At 58.0% G+C, this 24,805-nt stretch carries 18 protein-coding genes; 9 read left to right on the forward strand and 9 right to left on the reverse strand.

Features of this window, described 5'->3' with window-relative positions; all coding sequences use genetic code 11:
* Positions 1-486: 486 nt before the first annotated feature.
* The 3 genes from VGM18_08990 to VGM18_09000 are packed head-to-tail and all read right to left on the reverse strand — an operon-like array spanning position 487 to position 3,463.
* Positions 487-2,763 (reverse strand): glycoside hydrolase family 57 protein, encoded by a 2,277-nt coding sequence (locus VGM18_08990; protein HEY3973126.1) that lies wholly within the window; start codon positions 2,761-2,763, stop codon positions 487-489.
* Positions 2,764-2,807: 44 nt separating this feature from the next.
* Entirely contained in the window at positions 2,808-3,236 is a 429-nt protein-coding gene (locus tag VGM18_08995; GenBank protein HEY3973127.1) for a type II toxin-antitoxin system VapC family toxin, read from the reverse strand.
* Positions 3,236-3,463 carry a hypothetical protein gene (locus VGM18_09000; GenBank protein HEY3973128.1) on the reverse strand — a complete coding sequence of 76 codons (228 nt, stop codon included), beginning with the start codon at positions 3,461-3,463 and terminating at the stop codon, positions 3,236-3,238. The genes VGM18_08995 and VGM18_09000 overlap by 1 nt, the downstream gene beginning before the upstream one ends.
* 207 nt (positions 3,464-3,670) lie before the next feature.
* Here VGM18_09000 and VGM18_09005 point away from each other — a divergent pair, with 207 nt between their 5' ends.
* The 5 genes from VGM18_09005 (at position 3,671) to VGM18_09025 (ending at position 9,417) form a co-directional block, all read left to right on the forward strand.
* On the forward strand, positions 3,671-4,018 hold the full coding sequence (locus VGM18_09005) for a GntR family transcriptional regulator (protein HEY3973129.1): 348 nt from the start codon (positions 3,671-3,673) through the stop codon (positions 4,016-4,018).
* Positions 4,015-4,911 carry an ABC transporter ATP-binding protein gene (locus VGM18_09010; GenBank protein ID HEY3973130.1) on the forward strand — a complete coding sequence of 299 codons (897 nt, stop codon included), beginning with the start codon at positions 4,015-4,017 and terminating at the stop codon, positions 4,909-4,911. Before VGM18_09005 ends, VGM18_09010 begins: the two co-directional genes overlap by 4 nt.
* Entirely contained in the window at positions 4,908-5,579 is a 672-nt protein-coding gene (locus VGM18_09015; GenBank protein HEY3973131.1) for an ABC-2 transporter permease, read from the forward strand. Before VGM18_09010 ends, VGM18_09015 begins: the two co-directional genes overlap by 4 nt.
* A 92-nt stretch (positions 5,580-5,671) precedes the next feature.
* The gene (glgB, locus tag VGM18_09020) at positions 5,672-7,588 is read left to right on the forward strand and encodes a 1,4-alpha-glucan branching protein GlgB (GenBank protein ID HEY3973132.1); all 1,917 of its coding nucleotides are present in this window, start codon (positions 5,672-5,674) and stop codon (positions 7,586-7,588) included.
* An 86-nt stretch (positions 7,589-7,674) separates the two neighbouring features.
* The gene (locus tag VGM18_09025; GenBank protein HEY3973133.1) at positions 7,675-9,417 is read left to right on the forward strand and encodes an alkaline phosphatase family protein; all 1,743 of its coding nucleotides are present in this window, start codon (positions 7,675-7,677) and stop codon (positions 9,415-9,417) included.
* Between the two features lie 169 nt (positions 9,418-9,586).
* Here the strand turns inward: VGM18_09025 and VGM18_09030 are convergent, their stop codons facing one another.
* Together VGM18_09030 and VGM18_09035 are read right to left on the reverse strand one after the other, a co-directional pair.
* A complete protein-coding gene (locus VGM18_09030; protein ID HEY3973134.1) occupies positions 9,587-11,116 on the reverse strand; it encodes a glycosyltransferase family 39 protein in 1,530 nt (509 codons plus the stop codon).
* 178 nt (positions 11,117-11,294) lie between these two features.
* Entirely contained in the window at positions 11,295-12,713 is a 1,419-nt protein-coding gene (locus VGM18_09035) for a hypothetical protein (protein ID HEY3973135.1), read from the reverse strand.
* Between the two features lie 298 nt (positions 12,714-13,011).
* Here VGM18_09035 and lptF point away from each other — a divergent pair, with 298 nt between their 5' ends.
* Positions 13,012-15,333, forward strand: coding sequence for an LPS export ABC transporter permease LptF (lptF, locus tag VGM18_09040; GenBank protein ID HEY3973136.1), 2,322 nt, complete (start codon positions 13,012-13,014; stop codon positions 15,331-15,333).
* 209 nt (positions 15,334-15,542) lie between these two features.
* Here lptF and VGM18_09045 read toward each other — a convergent pair whose 3' ends face one another.
* The 3 genes from VGM18_09045 to VGM18_09055 form a co-directional block, all read right to left on the reverse strand.
* The gene (locus tag VGM18_09045; protein ID HEY3973137.1) at positions 15,543-16,871 is read right to left on the reverse strand and encodes a beta-propeller fold lactonase family protein; all 1,329 of its coding nucleotides are present in this window, start codon (positions 16,869-16,871) and stop codon (positions 15,543-15,545) included.
* 294 nt (positions 16,872-17,165) lie between these two features.
* A complete protein-coding gene (locus VGM18_09050; protein HEY3973138.1) occupies positions 17,166-18,566 on the reverse strand; it encodes an ATP-binding protein in 1,401 nt (466 codons plus the stop codon).
* 158 nt (positions 18,567-18,724) lie between these two features.
* Complete coding sequence (locus VGM18_09055) at positions 18,725-19,432, reverse strand: response regulator transcription factor (protein HEY3973139.1); 708 nt, start codon at positions 19,430-19,432, stop codon at positions 18,725-18,727.
* A gap of 355 nt (positions 19,433-19,787) precedes the next feature.
* Between VGM18_09055 and VGM18_09060 the strand changes: the two genes are divergently transcribed.
* The gene (locus VGM18_09060; GenBank protein HEY3973140.1) at positions 19,788-20,285 is read left to right on the forward strand and encodes a Spy/CpxP family protein refolding chaperone; all 498 of its coding nucleotides are present in this window, start codon (positions 19,788-19,790) and stop codon (positions 20,283-20,285) included.
* 170 nt (positions 20,286-20,455) lie between these two features.
* Positions 20,456-20,677 (forward strand): hypothetical protein, encoded by a 222-nt coding sequence (locus VGM18_09065; protein HEY3973141.1) that lies wholly within the window; start codon positions 20,456-20,458, stop codon positions 20,675-20,677.
* Positions 20,678-20,788: 111 nt separating this feature from the next.
* On the opposite strand, the gene VGM18_09070 is transcribed toward VGM18_09065, so the two are convergent.
* On the reverse strand, positions 20,789-22,720 hold the full coding sequence (locus tag VGM18_09070; GenBank protein HEY3973142.1) for a kelch repeat-containing protein: 1,932 nt from the start codon (positions 22,718-22,720) through the stop codon (positions 20,789-20,791).
* Positions 22,721-22,963: 243 nt separating this feature from the next.
* Here VGM18_09070 and VGM18_09075 point away from each other — a divergent pair, with 243 nt between their 5' ends.
* Positions 22,964-24,739, forward strand: a complete 1,776-nt coding sequence (locus tag VGM18_09075) for an ABC transporter ATP-binding protein (GenBank protein ID HEY3973143.1) — start codon at positions 22,964-22,966, stop codon at positions 24,737-24,739.
* Positions 24,740-24,805 lie beyond the last annotated feature (66 nt).

Genomic DNA, 24,805 nt, shown 5'->3' on the forward strand with positions numbered 1-24,805 from the left:
GAGCCGGGCAGCCTTGACTTAGATAATGCCAAGATCTACGAGATCATTCCTTTTCCCTGATGTCAACGTATGGTTCGCGCTGACTTACCGAGGGCACATTCACTACACCCCAGCGAGGACTTGGCTCGATTCTATTCCCGAAAACTTTGAGCTGTGCTTCTGCCGGCTGACGCAGATTGGGTTCCTTCGCCTGCTCACGACCCCGGCAGTCATGGGGAACAAGGTTCTCAATCAATGGGAAGCGTGGGAAGTTTATGAAGATTGGTTGAACAACGGACGCGCCGCCTTCGTCGACGAGCCACCGTCGATCGAACACGTCTTTCGCTCTCTTTTCGAATCCCGGCAATCGTCCCCGAAAGATTGGGCCGACTCCTATGTCTCCGCCTTCGCACAGGTCTCCGGCTTGCGGCTCGTGACTTTCGATCGAGCTTTACAGCGCAGAACAGATGGGTCGCTCTTGCTGAAACCGGGACCGAGTATGTAGTCTTACGTCCCAAAAATCAAATCGCCCTCGCTGACCACCTGCAATTCGATCCATCCTTCGACTGGCAACGAATCGACGGGCAGGCGGTTTTGCCACAGGCTGAAGCGCAGACGTAGTTTGCTGGTAGGCGCGACGGCGACTTTGCGCTCGGTCGCGCGATCTGCAAGGCTGGCGCTCGGAGTCGCGAGCAGCCACGCCAGGGGCAGCTTGAATTCGAAGTTGCGCAGCAGCGCCAGTTTCACGAGGTCGCCCATTTGTGGGGATGGCTGCGAGGACGATGCTTTTACTTTTTCTTCCGAGCCATTCTCGATCTTCCATTGACTCAGCTTGCGGTCGTGGACGCAGGCCTCAATGCGCAGAACCCGCCGCGCCCGCTGTTCCCCGCTGGCCCACGATTCCACGTTCACGACCAGATCGAAGTCTTCCTCGGGAATTTTATCGGTGAAGTCCAGGCGTCCATATAAATAGCTGGAATCGATGCCTGCATACACCGAGTCGAGCAGAAACTGTTTGCCGTGCATGGCGCCGGCGCGATGATCGGCAGTGTAGATTGCGGCGCCCATCCACTCGAAGTAACGCACCTTGTCGCCTGAGATCCGGGGATGAATGTAGGCCGTCTGGGGCACGAACGACGGCCGCACTTCTGCCCCATTGATCGGCTGCGCCAGATAATCGGGCGGAACCGCGCCCAGGGCCTGATAGACGTTGGATAAGTGCTTGCGGTAGAGCTCGTCAAAGTCGCGATCGTTTGCCGAGTGGTGTTCCGGGCCGTACCACCAGTTCCAGTCGCTGCCCTCGGCAATCAGAATTTCTTCGAAGGCCAGCTTGCGCTGTTCTTCTGTCGCACGCGCCGCATTCTGCGCGTAGAACTCGCGCGCATGGTAGAGGTAATCCCACGCGCGATTGTCTTCGGGCGCGCCGATCCAGACGTTAAAGTTGGCATTGATCCAGGATCCCGGGACCAGCGATTTCAATTGGCCGAAATCTTTGTGGCGAGCAATGGCTTCAGAAATCGTGACTGCTTCCACATCCGGCTCGCGTTGGAGCAAATCGTAGAAGCGCCGCAGAAATTCCCGACCGGATTGGGGATAATATTCCCAGGCATTTTCGCCGTCGAGAATGATCGACACCACCGCGTCGCGCCCCTTGGCCAGAATCGGACGAGCCGCTTCCTTGATGTTGCCAATCAAATGCTGTGCAGCGTTCGCGGGGGGCATGCCGGAATATACGAACCCGATGAGATCGGAAATCGTGTGGTCACGAAAGACCAGGTGCATCGCGGTCGAACCATTTTCGTAGCGATGGATGTTGTAGAGTTTCTCGCCCAGATGCGCCGGCAAGCGGCCCGCGCCGTCGCGCGCGAAGAACGCGCCAGAGCTGCGCCCGAGCACACCCTCGTCGGTGGCCATCCACTGAATGCCGAGGCTGTGGGCGATGGCCAGGGCTTCTTCCGAGACGCTGCCTTCCGACGGCCATACTCCCTTGGGACGCAGCCCGAAAACTTTCTGGTGCAGATCGAGGCCGCGGGTCAGTTGTTCGCGTGCATCCTCAGGATGGCGATAGCGATTCTGCGGCAGCGGCAACCCTGGCGAAGAAATCGCGCCCGCGCTGGTATCGCAGACAAGCGGCAGGATCGGATGATAGAAGGGCGTGGCCGAGAGCTCGATCGACCCTTTTTTCGCCGCCTCAGCGTGCGCGGGAAGCACGCGACCGATCAATTCCCTCTCGCGGGCGATCACAAATTTCTGGTCGTCAAGCGAGTAGCCGTGTCCCTTCGCGACCAGCGCCGCGACGTCTTTTTCTTCCAGAAAGAATTCGTCGAACCAGGCAATCTGCGACAAGACTTGCAGATCGGTAAAATCCTGCGGCTCAAAATAGCGCTCGGCGCGCTCGGGATTGTCACCATGCTGATGAAAGCGCTCAAATAATTCCCGATAGCGCGGATATCGCCCAATCACATTCTGCGGATTAGCCTGAAACAGGTATTGCAGCCCAAAGCGCCGCTCCTCAAGCGACAAATCTTTGGCAGGCTTGGCCGCAACCCTGAGAAACGGGTCTTGCGCCGTGCCGTCGGCGTAGTCCTGAATCTGTACCATGAGCGACGGCACGAGGTTGAAATTCTGGTGGACGTTGGGAAACTCGTGCAGCAACTTGACCATGCCGTAATAGTCTTTAAGCGCGTGCAGTCGCGTCCACGGCATGCGATATTCGCCGGTAACCAGATCCTTGTAGAAAGGCTGGTGCTGGTGCCACAGAAGAATGACGCGGAGGGCGGGCATGTCGAGGAGTCAGAATAGCATGAGGAGTTCAGGCGCAGTAGGCGCTACACCGTCGCTACTTCCCATTGAAAGGAACGGAATTCGGCCAGTCTGCGGAAATCCCGTTCGTTAGCAGTAATTACCCGAATACCGCGTCTCCCCGCGCTCGTCGCGATTAATGCATCATTGACCAGGCGCGACTGCCCGACCTCCTCATAGCCATACTTGGTAGCCAGAAGCGCCAGCACGGAACCGGCCCGCGTCCAATCACTTAGGTTAGGCACTAGAATTCGCTTTGTTCGATCGAAGTCACGCTCCAGGCGCTCAATCAGGTGACGGGACCGGTCAGTTGCGCCAGCGTAAAGTTCTTCAAGAACAACCGCGCTGAGCCACAGTGGCGCATCGGCTGCTAAGCGCCGCGACGAGAGCACCCCCTCGTCTCCGTGGCGTAAGGCGGAAATGTAGATGGCGGAATCAAAGAGAGCGGGCCGCACTAATCGTTCAGCCTCCCGAACACATCTTTTATTTCGGCGCCGCTCCTCATGAATCGCTCGTTGGCCTCAGCGACAATGCGGTCCTTTTCGTATTCGGAGATTGCTAAATCGAGAGCCCGTTCGATGGCCTCAGTCTCCGTCTTGGCCTTGAAAACTCTTTTCGCGCGTTTAATCTTTGCCGCGTCCAATTGAAAATGCTTGTGGGTTCGCTTCCTTGCGGTCGGCATTGGATTTCCTCTCGTTCTTCTGAAAGTATCACGTGATGTACAGGGAATCAAGACTTATGTACACGCGACCAAGCTCATGCAAAGTGAAAAAAACTTTTCTAGGATTTTCCTTGACAGCCCCTCTGCTCTGTATATACTCAGTATACAGACATGCACAGCGATCTTGTCATTTCCCAGTCTGACGGTCGGCCGATGTATCTCCAAATTATGGAGCAGATCAGGCAACGAATCGCCGTCGGGGATTGGGCACAAGGCCAAGAAATTCCCTCGATCCGGCAGCTGGCTGTAACACTGAGAGTTAGCGTGATCACGGTGAAACGAGCCTACTTGGAGTTGGAGCGCGAGGGCATTATCGTGACCCAACAGGGAAAAGGGTCGATCGTGGCGCCCGATTCCAGGCTGGGTACGAAGCTTTACGACGAGGAATTAGCCAAACATATCGAGCGAGTTGCCCAACTGGGAGAACTGCTGGGTCTCACGCCCAAAGAACTTGCTTCCAGAGTGGAAAAAGCAACACGCGAAGCCGCGGACCGGCTAACGAAGGAGTACTCATGAATGACCTCTCCGTTCATTTCGAAGGAGTGAGCAAGGTCTACCCTCACTTCACTCTCGACGACATTACCCTGGAGCTGCCCACGGGCACCATCATGGGCCTGATTGGGGCGAATGGCGCCGGGAAGTCCACGACAATTCGCATTCTGATGGGCCTGGTCCATCAGGATCGGGGCTTGGTGCAGGTCCTGGGCCGAGCCATGCCTGAAGAACAAGCATCGGCCAAAATGGATATCGGATTCGTGTCGGAAGACCTGAGGCTGTATGGCTCGGCCACGCTGGCCTGGCACATGCAGTTTGTCCGGTCGATCTACCCGCAATGGGATCAAGCCTACGCCGAAACGCTAGTGCAGCGCTTCGACCTTAAGCCTCAACAGAAGATCAAAGGCCTGTCCCATGGCCAGCGGGTAAAGGCAGCATTATTGCTGGTTCTGGCGCGGCGTCCGCGGCTGCTGGTGCTGGATGAACCCACAACGGGCCTCGATCCGGTGGCGCGTCAAGAGGTTCTCGGAGAACTGATGGCGGTGCTGGCGGATGAGGATCGCACGATTCTTTTTTCGTCGCACAACACTCTCGACGTGGAACAAATTTCCGATCAGATCACCTTCATCGATCGCGGCCGAATCATCGCGTCCGACAACAAAGAGATTTTCCTGGATCGCTGGCGCCGTTTGCGGATACAACTTTCGCCGGACGCGGCCTTGCCAAAACTTCCGGGAGTCATCGAGGTGGGCGGAAGCGGCCGCCTTCCCGTACTGGTAACCGACCATTTCGATCCTGCCATGGTGTCCGCCTGCAACGATGCGGGTGCCACGGTACAAGCCGTCGACCCGATGACGCTGGAAGAAATCTTTGTCGCCAATGTGCACAGCAGAAGGGAAAAACAGACCGTATGAATTACGCCATGGTGCAGCGCCTCATCTTGAAAGACTGGTACTTGCAACGTTGGGCAATCATAGGCTCGCTCGCCGGGACATTGGCGGGTCTGGGCATCGTCGCGACTGGATCGAAGGTCGCCTTCCTGCTCGGCCTCATCGTGCTCCTCATGGTCGTCATCTCTCTAGGCGCGCACATGGCCACAGCCACGATCGTGACGGAACGCAAAGAGCAAACGCTTCCCTTCGTGATGACCCTGCCCATCTCCTACCGCGAATACACGGCGTCCAAGATTTGGGGCAACCTGCTCATCTTTCTCGTCCCATGGCTGACCATGGTTCTTGGGAGCTTCTTTCTCCTTCTTTACGACCCGAAGACGTATGGGCTGATTCCCTATACCGCCATTATGGCAACGGAGATCCTGATGACGACTTGCCTCATTCTTGGCACGGCGCTGATTACCGAATCGCAGGGCTGGACCGTCGCCGCCATCATGGCAGGCAACGTGGCAGTCAACTTAATCGGCTATCTCGTCGCCCACATCCCCGGCATCGCCAAGGGTATGTGGGGCGCCACAATCCAATGGAGCACGGCGGCGACGGTCACACTGGTGGCGGAATTCGCTACCATAACATTATTGCTGGGCGGAACTTTCCTCGTGCAGTCGAGAAAAAAAGACTTCCTGTGAAATGCGGCCCTCTTTGAAGTGCGTCCTGGGCTGGGCATCCGCTTTACCATCAACTTCCGGTACACTAAAGCGGCACGGAAATCGCGATCCGCATGACTCCCGAACCCAACCTTGACGCCCCGCAGTTTCTTACCGACCAGGACCTCTACCTCTTCAACGAGGGCAGCAACTATCGCCTGCACGACAAGATGGGCGCACACCTTATCACGCACGATGGCGAGGCGGGGGCCGTTTTCAGCGTGTGGGCGCCGAACGCGCGTTCGGTCTCAGTCGTCGGAAGTTTTAACGGATGGGATCCCAAAACCCATCGCCTTAGCCCGCGCGGGTCGTCAGGGATATGGGAAGGCTTCATCCCGAGGGTCGAAAAAGGCGCGCTCTACAAATTTCATATTGAGTCGCGACAACATGGATATCGCGTCGATAAGGCCGATCCGCTCGGCCTGCTGCATGAGAAGCCTCCGCGGACCGCTTCGGTCGTATGGGATCTGGATTATCAGTGGAACGACCACGAGTGGATGCGGGTGCGCGAGAGCCGCAATTCCCTGCGCGCGGCACAATCGGTTTACGAGGTGCATCTCGGGTCATGGATGCGCGTCCCCGAAGACGGCAACCGTTCGCTGACCTATCTCGAGACTGCGCCGCGCCTCGCGGCCTATGTCAACCAACTCGGCTTTACGCACGTCGAGTTTCTGCCGGTGATGGAGCATCCCTTCTACGGCTCATGGGGATACCAGACCACCGGCTACTTCGCTCCCACCGCGCGTTACGGCACGCCGCAGGATTTCATGTATCTTATCGATTACCTGCACCAGCACGGCATTGGCGTGATTCTCGATTGGGTGCCGTCGCACTTCCCTTCCGATGGGCACGGCCTTTCTTACTTCGACGGCACACATCTTTATGAACACGCCGACGCTCGCCAGGGATTCCACCCTGACTGGAAGACGTACATTTTCAATTATGGCCGCGCCGAGGTGCGCAGTTTCCTGATGTCGAGCGCCATGTTCTGGCTCGACAAATATCACATCGACGGCCTGCGCGTCGATGCGGTCGCTTCGATGTTGTATCTCGATTACTCGCGTAAGCAGGGCGAATGGATTCCCAACAAATTCGGCGGACGGGAAAATCTCGAGGCCATCGACTTCCTGCGCCGTTTCAATCAGGAAGCCTACAAAGAACATCCCGCGATTCAGACCACGGCTGAAGAATCCACGTCGTGGCCGATGGTGTCAAAGCCGGTTTATGTCGGTGGCCTGGGCTTCGGCATGAAATGGGACATGGGCTGGATGCACGACACGCTGAAGTATTTCCAGCAGGATCCCGTCCACCGCAAGTACCACCATAATCAGCTGACATTTCGTATGCTGTATTCGTTTCAGGAAAATTTCGTGCTGCCGCTGTCGCATGACGAAGTGGTCCACGGCAAAGGATCGCTGATCGGGAAGATGCCGGGCGACGAATGGCAGAAGTTTGCCAACCTGCGTTTGCTGTATGCGTACATGTACGCGCAGTCGGGCAAGAAGCTAATGTTTATGGGCGGCGAGTTTGGCCAGGTGCGCGAGTGGGCGCACGACTCGAGTCTGGAATGGCACGTGCTGCAATATCCGGTGCATCGCGGAGTGCAGGCCTGGATGGAGCAACTCAACCGCTTTTATCGCAACGAACCGGCCATGCACCAACTCGACAACGATCCCGCGGGATTCGAGTGGGTGGATGCCAACGATAACGCCACCAGCACGATTTCGCTGCTGCGCAAAAGCGAGTCGCCGCGGGACACAATCCTGGTCGTGTGCAACTTCACCCCGGTGCCCCGCATGGCTTACCGCGTGGGCGTTCCGCACGGCGGCTACTGGCGCGAAATGCTCAACAGCGACGCCCGCGAATACGCCGGCAGCGGCCTGGGAAATCTAGGCGGAGTCAATGCCGAAGAAACTCCCATGCACGGCCGGCCATTCTCGCTGAGCTTGACTCTGCCGCCGCTGGCGGCATTATTCTTTAAAGCAAGCTGAGCCATCCCCTAATTTCCGGACAACCGCCGCACTCTGTTCGCCATCCAAGACCGGGCGTTTCCTGAGTAATCCTCGGAGGCCAATCTTTGATCTGCCCTCGGTTTCTGGCCGTAGTCCTAACCGTGACATTCTCCTCCGCTGCCGGCCTTGCCGCCCCGCATACAGCCTCAGCGCCTTCCGCGACCTATAAGCTGACCCTCAAGTTAGCGGGCACGGGCGGCGGCACGGTGACCAGCACGCCCTCTGGAATTAGTTGCTCCCCGACCTGCACCGCTTCATTCGCCTCTGGTACGAGCGTGAAATTAGTGGCTACTTCGGCCAAGGGGTCATTTTTCGCGGGGTGGTCCGGGGCGTGCAAAGGCACGGCCGACTGCACGCTGTCGATGACCACCAACGAAACCGCCACCGCGACCTTCAACCTCGATCAAACCGTGAAGGTTCTCAATCACATCATCTTCATGGCCCAGGAAAATCGCGGTCTTGACCACTACTTCGGCTATCTTCGCGCCTATTGGAAGAGCAACGGATTCGCCGATCGCTCGTTCGACGGGCTGCCGCAATTCAATCCCACTTCAGGGATCTCGCCGCTCTACGGGCCCGCGCCGACCAATCCCGGATGCGATCCTGCTTATCAGCCGCCCGATGATTGCGTGGAAGACAGTTCCAGTCCGCAGGTCACCTCGTACCAACTGCTCACGGAATGCGTGGAAAATCCCAGCCCGTCGTGGAACGAAAGCCATGACGATTGGAATCTCACCAATCCATTCTCCGCCACGGCCACTCTGGACGGCTACGTCTGGACCGCCGCTCACGATGCTCGCGAGAACGACCCGCCGTTTTACGACACCGACGGCATCCGCGCCATGGGCTATTACACCGACGCGGATCTGAATTATTACTACTACATGGCTTCTCAGTTCGGCACGTCGGATCGGTGGTTTTCTCCGGCGATGACACGCACCAGTCCCAATCGTGAGTATCTGTTCGCCGCCACTTCCCAGGGAGACGCATATCCCATCGGCACCGACAGCGAAGACCAATCGCTACTGACCGCGACCACAGTTTTCCAGGAACTGCAAAATGCCGGCATCACCTGGAAAATTTACGTGGACACCGATTACACGTCATGCTCCAGCGATCCGACACCGCAATGTTTGCTGACCTTGAGTTACATCCAGAATTTCGAATGGGGACAGTCGATCCCGACCGATTACCCGAATAACCTGGCGACGATGACAGATTATTTCAGCGACGTGCAGAACGGGACTCTGCCTCAAGTCGCCCTGATTGAATCGGCGGGGCCGGCGGGTCTCGACGAGCACGGCTCCACTTCAGACCAATATCCCACGAACATCCAACTGGGCGCGAACTATGTTTCCTCGCTCATCAACGCGCTGATGACCAGCGTGTCGTGGAAAGATTCCGCATTCATTTTGACCTATGACGAGTTCGGAGGCTTCTACGATCACGTCGCTCCGCAACCCGCGGCGAGCCCTGATGGAATTGCGCCCAAGGATCTACTCCCCGGCGACATCTGCACCTCGACGACGGGGCCCGATTGCAATTTCACTTACACCGGCTACCGCGTGCCTTTGATCGTAATCTCTCCGTATGCGAGGAAGCATTACGTATCGCATACGGTCATGGATTACACCGCCATGCTGAAGCTTATCGAGACCCGCTTCAGCCTGAAGGCGCTCACCAAGCGCGACGCCGCGCAAAAAAGCATGACCGAATTCTTCAACTTCAACGTTCCGCCCTGGATGACGCCGCCGACTCCTCCCGCACAGATCACGAGCGGCGCCTGTTACCTGAATCATTTGCCGTAGCGAGGTGTGTACGGCGGACACTCCCTTCGACAGGCTCAGGGCAGGCTCTGTCCGCCACCGTTGGTTTCGACTTTGATATTGATGTTGATGTTGATTCGAGGTGCCGCACTCTCGGCTTTTTTGGGCGAGAAGTAGTAGAAGTTGTACGGCGGAAGTTTTCGTCTGCGCGCTACCCGTATGCTAAATGATCCCGCCAGAACTCCGGCCAGGGTCTTTGCGGCCCACCGCAAACGAAGATGTCCGGATGATACTTGCTCTCTTCGTTCTCAACGCCCAAAGAATTTCCATTACGTCCCGCCAAGCGGCAGTTCGTGAACATCTTTTCGGCATCTTCGCGCGAATATCCGACAACTATGAGCGTCAGGGGTGGGGGTTCAGGATAGCCGCGCAGCCAGGCCGAGTTCGTCCGACTGATCGGCAAGGGCAGACGATAAGCGGGGCCCAAAATCTCGATCGCTCCCTGCTCGCCGTAGTTTCCGACAAATACACCAAGACTCTGCCGCTGATCGGGCGGCAACGAATTGCGAATGCCCGCCACCGTCTTAACCAAATCGTCCCAGCCAATTTCTTCGCGCAGGTCGCCATTGTTTTCCAGCGCAAACTTCTTCAGCTTACCGCTGGCTGCCACCGGAACAATCATGGCGCCCATAAATAATCCCCACCCTACGAGTCCCGCCAAGAACACGGCTTCCACGGTGCGGCGGGGAATCTTTGACAACGACGCCACCCAGCGTTCGCCGAGCACTGCGCCCATCGCCATCAGCATAGGGTATGCCCCGCCCAGATAATAGCCGCGTCCCTTTCCTACCATGAACAGCGTCAACGGGATCAGATACATCCAGCCCAGCATGCGATAGCGCCGATCCCATAGGTAGCCGATCAAGCCTGCAATCCACAGTGGCGCCGCTGCCAGATTCGTACAGATCCAGAATTGATCCCAGAGAAATCCATTCGCCCGCCCCTCGTCGACGTCGCGAGCATGAATGTGCTGTAGAAAATGCAGCGAGATGAATCCATGCCGGGCCTGCCAGATGAAATTGGGCAGACAAATCAAAGCCCCCAGCACCATTCCGGCCCAGAACCACCAACTGAAGAGATACCGCCGCGCACTCGTCAGCACGACGCCGCCCAGGATTCCGGCGAGATAGAACCCGATCGTGTACTTGGTCATGAAACCGACACCGACGGTAGCGCCGATCGGCAGCCACCACCGCGGATTCTCCGACTTCAGCAGCCGAACCACGAAATACGCGATCAGCACCCACCACAAATTATCGAAGGTCGTGTATTGGAACTCCGTTCCTTCGAAGAGCGGCAGCGTAGAAAGCGCGACGGCGAGTGACGCCGTCACTTGCGCAAGACGCCTTCCCCCGAGTTCGCGCGCTGTCAAACCCGCAACGACAACGAGAATCGCCTGCGCAATGACCGATGCCAAGCGCAGGCCGACCATCGACAGCCCGAAGATCGACATGCTGACCCGCTCCACGAACGGCGTGAGCGGCGGATACGGAACGAAGCCCCAATCCATGTGGCGGGCATCGCTCAGAACCTGCAACTCGTCGCGATGAAAGCCGTAACGGCCGTTGGTCAGGATGTGGAGGAGCGCGACAGCCGCAGCAATGCCGAGCAGCGCAAACGTTTCGCCCCGTGAACTGTGAGTCTGACCGGCCTCATGTTCCGGATTCGTCAGTGTCAACATGCTCTCCACGTACCCACACGTTCCGTAGTACGCTCTGGAGCGCGCTCTGGTTCCGACATTGTAGAGCCATCTGGGGCCGGCACATGAGCTTGCGGGCATTTCGAACTGCCAGCTACAAGAAAAAGGCGGCGCATACGCACCGCCTGAAGACTTCGCAAGATTGTCCTGTACTCCGTATTTATGGGCAGCTGTTGTTGCCGGCTTCCGTCGAGAATACGAAGGTATGGTAGACGGTATCCATGAAAATGGGAATGTACTCGTAACAGCCCACCGTGCCGGACGACAGGGAAACTGCCATTTGATGGCTCGACCCATTGATGGATCCAGTACTTTCCGTCTGAGTCCACGTGAACTGATCGGCACTTTTCAGACCGTTTCCGGCGAGCATCACCTGCCAGCTATATCCAACCGTCTCCGACTGGCTTTCACTGAGGGTCTCCGCGGTTTGTGTGGAATCGGTTTGTGTGAAGCTGTTCACCGGACGGTCGCAACCCGTGCACTCGGGCCCGGCCAGCAGTTCGGTCACCTGCACGCTCCCTCCGGTCTGTGTCATGATCGGCACATAACGGCACTTGGCAGTCGATGTGGGATTTGTGCACGCCGTAACGCCGGACGTATCTGCGTTCAGCGGGCTTTCAGTAGAACTGTAGCTGAGCACCGGATCCGCGGCCAGAATGCCCGCGAAATCGCTGGGGACACAGCCGCACTGATTCGCCAGCGTGCACGAATTAGGATAGTACTGATGGTTCGCGCAGATTGTCGCCAGTCCCGGCAGTGTTTGCCCGTTATAGGACTGCGGCCCCAGGATCGCCACCGGGACTGTCGTCGCTCCAGAGGAGTTGGCTTGCATTGTCTTTGCCGTCACCTCCAGCGTATCTACAGCTTCGGGAGTGCCAGACGGCTGGAATTGCGTGCCCACCCCATAAGTGACCGATGACGATCCCGCGGAAACCAGCGTCACCGAGGGATTGACCCACACCACAATCAAATCCTGGGTGTGGTCGATGGCATTGGGATTCGAGGAAATCGAAGCATTGGCCACACCGGTCGCTTGCGCTATCGTGTCCGTAACCGTCGAATTGCTTCCCGTCGTCGACGAAAGTCCAAACGACCAACTCATCGTGCTGCCGGTGCCCAGAAAATCGTCGCCCGTCGTGAAGGTGTCGGTCCAACCTGCCTGAAAACTGCTGCCGATTCCTGTAGTCGTACCGTCGGTGGTGGTGTTGGTGAAGCCATCGTTGCTGTAGTTGCCCGGAGGGGCATAGATGATCGAAACCACCTTGTAAAGAGGGTAGAGAATCCCCGACGCTGACACCGAGCCCTCAGGCCCGATGGCCTTGAGATAGTACTCTTTGTCGGTAGAGAAGGTATCCAAGTCTGTGAAGTGCAGAAACTTGCAACTCACTAATGTTTCAGAGTCTGAGCCCACGAAGGTATGTTTCACTTTGGAGGAATCGGTGTAAGCCCAATTCGTGTAGTTGCACATTTCGTCTTCGCAAGTCCCGGTGCAACTGGTGGTGTAGGTAACCTGAGCCAACGACAAGGTTGAGAGAAATGTTACGGCGAGGAGCGTGCAGACTGCTTTCTCTATACGCATAATGTGCCTCCGTGCTTAACTTCGAACTTCCTCTTCCGGGCCGGCGCAAGACGATCCCGGAATGAGGACGTGCAGCATAGCGAGAATGGCGATCGCTGCCGCAACAGAAGTTCACTTGTACGAAATTCGTAACGTAAACCTCTTCTTCCTTGAAAAATCAACTTGGTCGACCTTGCGTAGGTACGGTTGCGGACTGTGGAAATCGTCTCTGGTGTTACGAAAAAAGAACACGCTGGACCGCGTCACAACAGCGCCATGCTATCCTCGCTATAAGCGCGTCTGTCATCCCTCATGCCTCATGCGGATTCTCACTCGCTACATTCTTCGCGAAGTGGCGGCGCACGCCCTGATCGGCGTGGGCATCTTTACTTTTGTCCTGTTCACCCGCGATCTGGGGCGCATTCTGGAACTGGTGGTCCGTGCCAGCGCACCGCTGCCCAGCGTGGCCGAGATTTTCTTTTATACCGTGCCCCTCGCGCTCACCTACACGCTGCCCATGAGCGTGCTGGTGGGAATTCTGATTGGCCTAAGCCGCCTGGCCGCCGACAGCGAAATCACTGCCATGCGCGCCAGCGGCATGGGCGTGACGAGTTTTCTGCGTGCGCTTTCCTTGTTTGTGATGGTGGCCTGGCTCATGGCATTAGGCAATGGGCTTTATATCGCCCCTCGAGCTCAGGCTGCACTCGTCCGCCTCGAAGATCGCCTCAAAGGGTCGCAGGTTTCGTTCGAAATCCAGCCCCGCGTTTTCTACGAAGGGTTTCCCAAGAAAGTTCTCTATGTGCAGGACGTGAAGAGCGCGCAAGGCGCGGCCGTGTGGAAAGGCGTGTTCATGGCCGACCTGACAGACGCGACGAATCCGAAGATTACACTGGCCAAGGAAGCCATCGTGGTCGGCGAGGGTCAGGACCGTTTGCACCTGCACCTGGTCGACGGTTCCGAGCACGAGACCGATCCCAAAGACGCAGACCACTATCAGATTTCCACCTTCCAGGAGACCGACATCCCGCTCGATCTGCCCTCGAGCGAGAACAAGGCTGACGAGTCGCTTCCGGCCGACGTAATGAACACCGGAGCACTCTGGCAGAAGGCCGCACGCGTCGATCCCATCTCCGCCCGCTGGTATCTGATCGCATTCCACAAGCGCTTCGCCTTACCGACGGCGTGCCTGGTGCTCGCGCTGGTAGGCATACCGCTGGGCTTGTCGTCGAAGAAAAGCGGCAAGTCGGGCGGATTTGTGATCACCATCGTGCTCGTGTTCGTGTATTACGTAATCTCGCTGGTGGGAGTTTCGCTGGCGCGGCAGGGCAAAGTCGCTCCGTGGTTTGGGGCGTGGTTGGCGGATATTCTGTTTCTTGTGCTCGCAATCTTTCTGCTGTCGCGGGTTGAGAAACGGCCGTTTGAACTTGCCTCGCTCCGCGCGCTATGGAAGCGCGATGCTTCCGGCTTTCAACCCCAGCGCGCTCGCAGCCGGGAAAACGCCTTCGCGCGCGCCTCCACCCGGCGCCGCATGTTCAGCGCCGGCTTTCCTACTTTGCTGGACGACTACGTGCTTGGCGATTTCTTCGTCTATCTGGGGATGATTCTCTCGACATTTCTGGTACTGGTTCTCGTCTTCACCCTGTTCGAGTTGCTGGGAGACATTCTGAAAAACCAGGTGCCCGCCACCGTGGTTGCGGAATACCTGCTCAATGTCACGCCCTATTTGCTCTACAACGTGGCTCCGCTGGTGATGCTGCTGGCGGTGCTGGTCACTTTCGGCGTCATGCAGCGCTCGAACGAGATTACGGCGATCAAGGCCACGGGAACCAGCATCTACCGCATCGTCACTCCGGTGATCGTGACGGCCGGAGTGCTGGCTGTGGGATTGTTCTTCGCCGACCAGCTTTATCTGCCCCACACCAACAGGCGACAGGAAGCGCTGCATAACCAGATCAAAGGCAAGCCGCCGCAGACTTATCTGCGGCCGGATCGCAAATGGATCTTCGGCCAGCATAGCGATATCTACTACTACCAGTTCTTCGATCCCGATCGCGACACTTTCGGCAACATCAGCGTCTTCAAACTCGATCGCGCCAGTTTTACGATTACCCGCCGCATCCACGCCGATCGCGCCCACTGGGCCGACAATCTGAATCGCTGGGTCTACGAGCAAGGGTGGGACCGCTCGCTGCGCGGCTCCGCCATTGCGCAGAACGGCTACCATACCTTCGATGTCTCCACATTCCCGGAACTCAGCGAGACCCCGGCTTATTTCAAGAAGGAGATAAAACAGTACAGCGAGATGAACTATGAAGAACTGCGGGGCTATATTCGCGACTTGCAACAGAGCGGATTCGACGTCGTACGCCTGCGCGTACAACTTAACAAGAAACTGTCGTATCCGCTCATCACTTTGATCATGGCGGTGCTCGCCGTTCCCTTCTCGTTGTCCACCGGAAAAAAAGGAGCGATCACAGGAGTGGCCGTCGCGGTGGGAATGGCTGCGTTCTACATCGTCGTGACGCGATTCTTTGAGGCGATGGGCGACCAGAGTCTGCTGCCGGCAGCGCTGGCCGCGTGGTCGCCGGACCTGATCTTTATGCTGGTGGGCGGGTATTTGATTTTGAAAGTGCCAACGTAGAAAGGCAGGCGTCAGGCGTCGGACCTCAGGCGTCGGGTCTAAGACTCCGGCCCTGCCAAGAACCACTCAAATAGTCTTCCTTCGCGAAGCGAGGGATCTAGTTTCTTCTCTCTACTGGCAAGAACCAGATTCCTCGCGCTGCTCGGAATGACAAGAAAGGACTTGACGCTAGCGCGGCCGATCTGTCTGAGGTCTGCGCCCGACGCCGGTTACTTCACTGCGACGCCCCACGGATAGTTGTCCGTATCAATCGTTTGCGCTGCGGCGAGCGCGCCGGTCGCGGGCGTGATTGCGTATTCCGACAGGCTCGAAGGGGAGTTGAAATTTGTGACGAAGAGCCAGTTGTCGTCGCCGCGAATTGCGATGGCCTTGGGGCCACTGCCCGTGGCCACCGTTGCCGGATTCAAGGCTGTCAGCGCGCCCGAAACCGCAGCGATCTTTAGCGGACTGATTGTGTTGGAAAGAGTCGACAAAACGTAGACGTAATTTCCATAGGGATCGACTACCAGCGGTCCTGGGCCGTTGGGGCTGCCCGACAGAGAAAACGGCGAACCCGCGACTGGCTGCAACGTGCCGTCCGGCGTTAACGGGCATTGGGTCGATTGTGTCACCGAGCCATTGCAAATCGTGTAGGCGCTGACCCGATCGTTCTTGCTGCCGCTCACATAGACGAAGCGGTTGCAGGGATCGACGGCAACGCCAGCCGGAATCGCGTCGGTTGGTTGGGGGTTCGTCAGCGATGTGATTAGGCTCAAAACTCCCGACGTTGTGTTTACGGTGAATGCAAACACCTGATTCCCCAAGCCGTCGACGGCATATAAGTATTGCGAGGTAGGTGGGGGCAGGCCTGCCGTGGAACAGACGGAATTCTGCACGCCATTGATGCCGATGGCAGGGAATACGGTCGGCGTTGCGGCCACGTCCACGATGTCGAGTCCGGCTTGCGGGAGGGTCATCGGAGAAGGCGACGGAATGAAAGGCGATCCGGCGACCTCAGTGACAGTGCCCCCGCTGCCGATGGAGAAAACCGAAACCGCGCCCGGAACGTACTGCCCTGCAGTGTTCGTCGTGGCGCGGTCCGCCACAAACAAAAACTTTCCCGCAGCGTCTATCACCATTTTGCTGGGAACGACGGGCACGCCGAGGGCGTTGCTGAACGAAATCAGGCTTCCGGCTGCGCTCGTCGTGCCATCGGAATTTACCTTCAGCACCAACAGTCCAGTCGCACTCGTGCTACCGCACGAACTGTTGGCGTTGATGATGGCGTAAGCATACGTTCCGGCCGGATTAATCACTAACGACGAGGGAACGCCGTTCAGCACGCAGACCTGGCTTATGGTGTCGTTCGGCGTGTTGCCGATCGCCGAAGCGCTGCCGCTGCCCAGATTGAAACTGAAGGTCTCGATCAGACCCGAGCCCTGACTGCCCACCAGAATCAGCCCATCGGACGATGAGTTATAGGTGGTGCCGCAAGCTACCAGCAGTCCGATAGAAACCAACACCACAACTCCGAGCAGCCACCCCAGTCGCTTCGACATTCTCTGCTTGATCTCCATGTATATGTGAGGTTTATCGGTGCACACTTCCCCGGCGCGGCTGCCAGTAATTCTCGCGGCCGATCGTGCACTTCTTCAAAACGCGGGAAAATCTCAACCCATGTGTGTATCAGGAAAGCGCGGGAAGAGCAAACCCCTACAATCGCTATTGGAACCCTGGAAAGGTCCAGGAGTTGCCCGCTTGGTCAGTATACGGGAGTTAGGGGCGGGCGTCAGGCGTCAGCGACCAGCGATCAGTGGCTAGTGATGAGTGCTCGGTATTCTGACTACTGGCCACTAAATACTGGCCACTGCCGGCGGCCGATCCGCGGTCGCCAGTTTCGCGATCAACGGCAGTCGAATCTCTACGATCAATCCGCCTTCGGCACGATTGAAGGCCGAGACCTTACCGCTATGGAAGCGAACGGCACGCTCGGTGATGGCCAAGCCGAGGCCCACGCCTCCGGTAAGACGCCCGCGAGCATCGTCGACGCGGTAGAAAGGTTGAAACATTTTCTCCAGCGCATCCTCTGGAACCCCCGGGCCGGAATCGCTCACGCGCAGCACCGCCTCGCGGCCGCCCGCTCGTTCTTCGCTAGTCAGCGCGATCTGGACAGAACTGCCCTCAGCCGTGTAGCGGATGGCGTTGCGCACCACGTTTTCCACCGCGCTGTGCAGCAGCGAATCGTTTCCGCGCACCTCCCAGTCGCCTTCCGGAATTAGGGTATGCACGTGGCAGTGGCGCTCCTGCGCCTCGAACTCGGCGTCCTCGGCGACGTTCGCGACCATTTCTCCCAGCCGTACCGGAGTTTGCGGAACTTTCTGTTCGCCATCTTCCAGGCGAGCCAAAGTAAGAATCCGGCCGATCAATTCGTTCAAACGGCTGGCTTCCATTTCGATGCGGTCGAGCATGTCGGTGCTCTCGACGCCAGCACGCTGCCGCGCCAGGCCGAGCGCAACGTTGAGGCGGGCCAAAGGCGAACGCAATTCATGGGAAATATCGTTCAGCAGGCGAGACTGCGCCTTCACCAGCATCTCCAGACGCTCCGCCATGGCGTCAAAGTCGCGCACCAGTCCAGCTACTTCGTCGCTTCGCTTGCTCGCTGGAGCGCCGCTGCGCGCCGTTAAATCGCCGGCCGCCAACTGCCGTGTGGCCGCGCGCAACCGTACGATCGGCTTGGTCAAATACCAAGCCAGCAGATAGCAGACGAGCCCGGAGGTGATCACACCAATGATCAATCCGGGGATCGGCATTCCGCGCGGACCCAAAAATACGCGCGGCCCCGGGGGCAGTCCCATCACGAGCGTGAAGTGGCGTTGCCCATCCGATGACGCGCGCGATTCCTTCAGCACCTTGGGGGCTGGAATCACGAATCCATCGTGCGGTGACGGCGAACCGCTTCGCAGCATTCGCACCGCCCAATCCGGCGCGCCGCGCTGCGAAACTTCCTCGCCTTGCTCGTTGAAAAGATAGGCCCGCACATGCTGCGTAGCCATCAGATCGTCCAGATACTCGCGAACTTTTTGCGGGCCGCCCTCCTCGTAAGCGCTGACCGCGTCGTTCAATGCCGTGGTGCGTAACGTCTCCCATGCCGCGCCCCGCGGACGAAGCACCATGGTTACCAGAATGGCGAGGACTACGAACAACGCCTGCGCCGTCCAGAACGATAGAAAGATTCGTAGAAAGAGACTCTTCATATTTGCGATGCAATGATCCTTTGGCTTGCGCGCCGGGTAAGTTGAGCCTGAGATCCCTCGCTTCGCCTGAAGAACGGCCTCCGCGCGGGATGACAATGCGAATTGAAGGCTAAAGCCGCATCACTAACCTCGCATCTTTACTGCATCGCTACCAGATATTACGCCTTTGCCTTCTCCCGGGGGCGCGCAAAAATATATCCTACGCCGCGCACCGTCTTGATGTGCTCATCGCTGTCGGAATCGCCTAACTTCTTGCGCACTTTGCTGACGTGCATATCGATGCTGCGGTCGAAAGGCGAAAACTTGCGGCTCAACACGGCGTTCACCAGCCGTTCCCGCGGCACCACGCGCCCGGCCTCGCGCAACAGCACTTCGAGCAAATTGAACTCGACCGAAGTGAGATCCACCGGCTTACCTTCGAGCCGCACAATCCGCGTCGCTGGATCCAGTTCCACATCGCCTACGCTTACCACATCCGGCGCAGGAGCCGCTCCGCTGCCATCGGCGCGCGTTCGCCGCAGCACGGCTCGAATGCGCGCCACCAGTTCGCGCGGATTGAACGGCTTCGGCAGATAGTCGTCAGCCCCTATTTCCAGCCCCACGATGCGGTCCACATCTTCGCCGCGTGCCGTCAGCAACAGCACCGGCAGCCGCGAAGTTGCGCGGATCCGGCGCAGCACTTCGAAGCCGTTAATACCCGGCAGCATCACATCGAGCACCGCCAGCAGATATTCCCCGGCCGTAGCCTTCCTGAGACCGCTTTCCCCGTCGTGCACACACTCGGTCGTAAACCCCTCGGCGCGCAGATATTCCTGGACAAGGTGGCAGAGTTCTACATCGTCATCAATAACTAGAATTCGTTCCATACAGTTAACATTGTGCGCCAGTGCAGCAGGCTTCGTAGTAAAGAATTGTCAAATACCCGTGCAGGCGCGGAAGCCTCGTCCGCCCGCGCGAAGAGTGCATGGTATGCCCACAGGCGGTTGCGGTTCAAAAGGAACTGAGCCACGCATCCGGCGACCATATGGCCTGCGGCCACCCCGGACGAGGGCGTCCAATGCCCCCGGAGCCCTTTTACAAAACTTTACTTCAGTTGACCGTCTTTTTACCGCTTTTTCTCTGGCATCCGTGTTCCTATCTCTGTACGCACAACCCGGTACTCACAGTCCCGGGACATCCCGGAGAATTTCCGGACTCACACCGGAACAGGAGTAGCACACTATGAAATCGATTCGTTTTCGCTTAATGCTGGCTGGCTTGGCCGTTTTGCTGGGCGGCGTGTTCGCCAAGTCGCAGACCGCCGCCGACGCTCCCTCATCTCCGCCCATGCGCGGCCATTGGGACGGAGGACGCGACGGCATGATGGGATTTTTTGGCAGAGCTCTCAATCTCACCGATGACCAGAAAACGCAGATGAAGGCCATCATGGAGAAAGAGCGTCCCACGCTGAAGCCCTTGCATGAGCAGGAACGCCAGATCGACCAGCAGCTTCGCCAGTACGTGGAAGGGACCTTCGATCAGGCTAAGGTTCAGGCGCTGGCCACACAAAAGGCGCAGGTTGACTCCCAACTCACGGTCGAGGAGACGCGCGTTCACAACCAGATGTATCTACTGCTCACGCCGGATCAGCAGTCCCAGTTGAAGCAGATGGAAGCGAACCGCCAGGCCCGCATGCAACAGCACATGCAGAATGCTCCAGCCGCTCCTCAGGAGGAGTAGTTAAGACGGTCGACAAATGGGGCGCCCCGGGAAATCGCGGCAGCCCCATTTCTCGCGTCCTATGCGAGAAAGCCTGGCCTGAACTTGCCGAAGGGTGGGGATTTCAACTCTCTTCCCGCAAAGCCAAGCGCCTCGCTCTGACCGAGGAAAAACATGACCAAGGAAAACGTATGACCCCCGACACGTTTCTCTTCAATGCTGGATGGCTCTTCTTCGCGGCTTGGATCGCTGTGCTCGTGGCCCTCACCGTGGTGGCGTTCGGCCGCGATCTGTTGCCCCAAAAGGCGCACTTGAATTCGGCACAACTGGATTCGGCACATCGGAACTCTGCCCATCTGAATTCAGTCCAACCCATGCGTCCCACACGCACCCCGGCCCCTCGTGCCCGCTAGCCAGACGCTTCAACAGTTTTAGAAAAGAAAAGACAGCCCAGCGGGCTCCGCGTTTCTTGCGGCATCAGGATGGGCTGTTGACTTTTTCGAACAGCGGCACTCAGCCTCGGCCTACGGCACAAATTTCCACAAATCGCTGAAGGAACCATTCACGCCACTGATTGGCCCGTTCCCACCAAACAGCCACAGATTTCCTTCCGCATCGCTCCAAGCCGGCGAGCCGCCGCGCGCTCCCGGGACGTTGCCGACAGCAGCCATTCCCAAGGTTCCGTAATTTCCCGCTTCGCCGGCCAGGTTCGACCCGCTCTGCCACGTCCATTTCGCTGTGCTGGGGTTGTACTCCCACAGGTCGTTGAGTTCACCAGCGATGCCGGCGGAGTCGATTCCAATCCCACCGAAAAGCCAGAAATTGCCAATAGAATCGGTCCACACGACGGGTCCTTTTCGTGACCCCGGAAGGTTGGTAGATGCACCAACACCCAAAGTCCCGTATACTCCGGGCTCTGCAGCGATTTCCGATCCGCCGACCCAGATCCATTGGCCCGAGCCGATGTTGAATTTCCACAGATCGCTAAGAACTGCGGTATTGCCGGCAGAGTCGGGACCGAATCCGCCGAACAGCCACAGATTCCCCTGTTTGTCGGTCCAACTCGCCGAGAGGAATCGCGCCCCGGGCGCGTTGGACGAGGAAGCCAACGCCTGAGTTCCGTAAGTCCCGTTCACGCCAGCCACGTTCGACCCGCTCACCCAGGTCCAGGTCCACTGGCCCGCAGAGTTGTAACTACCCTTCCACAAATCATTGAGGTAGCCGACCGTGGAAGCGGAGTCGTAACCCAACCCGCCGAAGAGCCAGAAATTTCCTTTCTTATCGACCCAACTGATGGACGAATATCGCGATCCCGGGACGTTGCCCGCATCGGCGATCCCCTGAGTTCCGTAGATTCCCGATTGATTGACGACGTCCGCCCCGCTGACCCACGTCCATCCCGCGCTGGGATTGTACTCCCACAAATCGTTCAGATTCCCGGGCGATCTGGTGGAATCGTAACCATGGCCGCCAAAGAGCCAGAAATTCCCGGATGCGTCGGTCCAACTGACCGCCGAGTCTCGCGCACCCGGCATGTTGCTGAGGCCGGCGGAAGCGAGAGTCCCGTAGGTTCCACCAACGCCTGCCACCTTCGCACCGCCCATCGAAACCCACTGGCCCGTGCTCGGCATGTACTCCCACAAATCGTTCAAGTCAGCGACGGTTCCCAGCGAGTCGTAACCATAACCACCGAAGAGCCAGAAGTTTCCACTGGGGTCACCCGAACTGACACTCCAGTAGCGTGCTCCAGGAAGATTGCTGCTCGAGGCCAAGCCTAAAGTTCCATATTCGCCGATCTGGTCGACAACGTTTGGTCCGTTCTCCCAGGTCCACTCATTGAGGTTCGCGCAAGCTACGGCCACAGTCGTCAAATTCGCGCTGGAGGTTCCAGATGCACTGTTGACGGTGCAGTTTTGGATCGGATTCGAAGGTTGGGTCAGAACCGAGACGCTATACGCGGTGCCGTTCGTCAAGGCCGTCGCGAAAGTGAACGTCGCCTGGCTCGCATTGATCGTCAGGTTGTCGCCGTTGTTGTCTTGCAGGACAAGTCCCGATCCCGAGAGCCCCGAAATGGTGCCGCCCACGGTGTAATTGGTGGGGGTCGTGCTGCATGTGACGAGGACGCTGGTGACATTGGCGCTGGTCATTCCGCTTCCGCCGCTTACCACGCAATTTTGTGCGGGACTGGAAGGCTGGGTCATTACCGAAACGTTGTAAGCGCTGCCGCTGGTAACGGCGGTCGGAAAGGTAAACGCCGTCGCATTCGCGCTGACGGTCACACTGCTCGCCTTGTTGTTTTGCAGAACCAGGCCCGTCCCAGCCAGACCGGAAATGGAGCCGCCGACGGTGTAAGTAACTGGAGGGACTACATTTGCAGGGGCGCTGCCGCTGCCACCGCCGCAACCGGTCGAGAATAAGGCGGTGCCCAGCATCAAGACAAAGAGGTAAGACTTCATGGATGTCCTCAGGTTTCTGAATTGGATTTTTGAGGGAAGGGTCTTTAGGGGATGAAGGGGATGTGCAAATTCTATGTCGGGTTTTAATACCCGGCCATAGCACTTCCTGGTGATATCGATAGGGTAGAAAGACTCCTATACCAAAAGGCTCTTATCGGAGGATTCCTGACTGACGGCTTCCAGCCCGCGCGGCTTTCCAAGAACCTGAAGCGCGCCTGCTAGAATTTCATCTACTCAATCTGCATGCTGCCGAAGAGTTTGCGCCCGCTGCTGCCTTACCTGAAACGCTATCGCTGGGGATACACCGCCGGCATGCTCTGCGTTTTTCTGACCAACGGCATTCAGGTGATGGGACCGAAAGTGCTCGGCCTGGCTTCCGAGGCGCTGCTCAAGGGCGTGACTCGTCACAAGTTATTTTTTTATGCCGCGCTGCTGCTGGCCATCGCGGTGGCCAAGGGAATCTTTCAGTTTCTCACCCGCTGGATCGTGATTGGCGTCTCGCGCGATATTGAGTTCGACCTGCGCAACGATCTTTTCAGGCGCCTCGAAAGCCTCAGCTACTCGTATTACCAGCGCCATCGCACCGGCGACATCATGGCCCGCGCCACCAACGACCTGAGCGCGGTGCGCAATCTGCTTGGGCCCGCCATCATGTACACGGCTAACACGGTCGTATTGATGTCGGCGGCGCTGGCCTTCATGATTTCGATCAGTCCGCGGCTCACGCTTTATACCTTTCTGCCGCTGCCCGCGGCCAGCATTCTGATCCAGTATTTTGGACGCCGCATTCATGAGCGCTTCGAGCGCATCCAGGCGATGTTCTCTGACATCTCGGCGCGGGCGCAGGAGAATTTTTCCGGCGCACGGCTGATTCGCGCTTACGTGCAGGAAGACGCCGAGATTCGCGCCTTCGAAAAGGAGAACGAGGAATACATCCGCCGTAATCTGAAGTTGGTGAGGCTCATGGGCATGCTGTGGCCCACGCTGGAATTCATGCTGGGCTGCGCCGTGGTGCTCGTGCTGTGGCTCGGAGGACGCGAAGTGCTGAGCGGGCGCATCAACTTCGGGCAGTTTGTCGCGTTTAATGCGTACATGCTGCAATTGACCTGGCCGATCATTGCACTTGGCTACGTCATCAATCTTTTTCAGCGCGGCACGGCGTCTTTGGTGCGTCTGAACGAGATCATGCTGGAGGAACCGGAGATCAGAGATGCTCCGGGCGTCGCCAGTTCAGAGGTGAGTGCTGCGGCGAAGTCAGAGGAAGAGCATGAGATCGCCGGCGAGATCGAGTTCCGCGGACTGAACTTCAGTTATGACGGCAAGCGCGTGCTGCACAATGTGAACCTGCGGGTCCCAGCCGGAAGCAGCCTGGCCATTGTCGGCCCGACGGGATCGGGCAAGACCACGCTGGTCAGCCTGATTCCTCGCATCTACGATGCTGACGCAGGTACAGTGATGATCGATGGTCGGCCGATTCGCGAATATTCGCTGGCGTCGCTGCGGCGCAATATCGGATTCGTGCCCCAGGAAACTTTTCTGTTCAGCGAGCGCATCCGCGAGAACATCGCGCTGGGCATCGACTCGGCCAGCGATCAGCAGATTCAAAACGCCGCCGACGCGGCCAACATCGCCGCCGACATCGAGAGCTTCCCCGAAGGCTACGAAACGATGGTGGGCGAGCGCGGCATCACGCTCTCTGGAGGCCAGAAGCAGCGAACCGCGATTGCCCGCGCCCTGATTCGCAATCCGCGGATTCTGATTCTCGACGATGCGCTCTCCAGCGTCGACACCCACACCGAAGACAAGATTCTCAACCACCTGCGCGACGTGATGCGCGGCCGGACCACGATTTTTATTTCGCACCGCGTCTCCACTGTCCGCAATGCCGACCGCATCGCCGTGCTGGATGGCGGACGCATCGTCGAACTTGGCACCCACGACGAACTGCTGGCCTTGAACGGCTACTACAGCGACCTGTATAACAAGCAACTGCTGGAAGAAGAGCTGGCCGAAGTTTGAGGCTGAAGAAACTCAATTCCCGGCGCTCCCCCTGTTCTTTGCGGCCCGCTCTTTGCGATCCTTGCA

The organism is Candidatus Sulfotelmatobacter sp. (assembly GCA_036500765.1).
Taxonomy (GTDB): domain Bacteria; phylum Acidobacteriota; class Terriglobia; order Terriglobales; family Acidobacteriaceae; genus Sulfotelmatobacter.

Bases quoted from the DNA above. Each gene is read 5' to 3' on its own strand.
- VGM18_09000 (HEY3973128.1), bottom strand. From the start codon at position 3,463: ATGCCGACCGCAAGGAAGCGAACCCACAAGCATTTTCAATTGGACGCG.
- VGM18_09060 (HEY3973140.1), top strand. From the start codon at position 19,788: ATGAAATCGATTCGTTTTCGCTTAATGCTGGCTGGCTTGGCCGTTTTG.
- VGM18_09045 (HEY3973137.1), bottom strand. From the start codon at position 16,871: ATGTCGAAGCGACTGGGGTGGCTGCTCGGAGTTGTGGTGTTGGTTTCT.
- VGM18_09050 (HEY3973138.1), bottom strand. From the start codon at position 18,566: ATGAAGAGTCTCTTTCTACGAATCTTTCTATCGTTCTGGACGGCGCAG.
- VGM18_09005 (HEY3973129.1), top strand. From the start codon at position 3,671: ATGGAGCAGATCAGGCAACGAATCGCCGTCGGGGATTGGGCACAAGGC.
- VGM18_09035 (HEY3973135.1), bottom strand. From the start codon at position 12,713: ATGCGTATAGAGAAAGCAGTCTGCACGCTCCTCGCCGTAACATTTCTC.
- VGM18_09070 (HEY3973142.1), bottom strand. From the start codon at position 22,720: ATGAAGTCTTACCTCTTTGTCTTGATGCTGGGCACCGCCTTATTCTCG.
- VGM18_09010 (HEY3973130.1), top strand. From the start codon at position 4,015: ATGAATGACCTCTCCGTTCATTTCGAAGGAGTGAGCAAGGTCTACCCT.
- VGM18_09030 (HEY3973134.1), bottom strand. From the start codon at position 11,116: ATGTTGACACTGACGAATCCGGAACATGAGGCCGGTCAGACTCACAGT.
- VGM18_09055 (HEY3973139.1), bottom strand. From the start codon at position 19,432: ATGGAACGAATTCTAGTTATTGATGACGATGTAGAACTCTGCCACCTT.
- VGM18_08990 (HEY3973126.1), bottom strand. From the start codon at position 2,763: ATGCCCGCCCTCCGCGTCATTCTTCTGTGGCACCAGCACCAGCCTTTC.
- VGM18_09075 (HEY3973143.1), top strand. From the start codon at position 22,964: ATGCTGCCGAAGAGTTTGCGCCCGCTGCTGCCTTACCTGAAACGCTAT.
- glgB (HEY3973132.1), top strand. From the start codon at position 5,672: ATGACTCCCGAACCCAACCTTGACGCCCCGCAGTTTCTTACCGACCAG.
- lptF (HEY3973136.1), top strand. From the start codon at position 13,012: ATGCGGATTCTCACTCGCTACATTCTTCGCGAAGTGGCGGCGCACGCC.
- VGM18_09065 (HEY3973141.1), top strand. From the start codon at position 20,456: ATGACCCCCGACACGTTTCTCTTCAATGCTGGATGGCTCTTCTTCGCG.
- VGM18_09015 (HEY3973131.1), top strand. From the start codon at position 4,908: ATGAATTACGCCATGGTGCAGCGCCTCATCTTGAAAGACTGGTACTTG.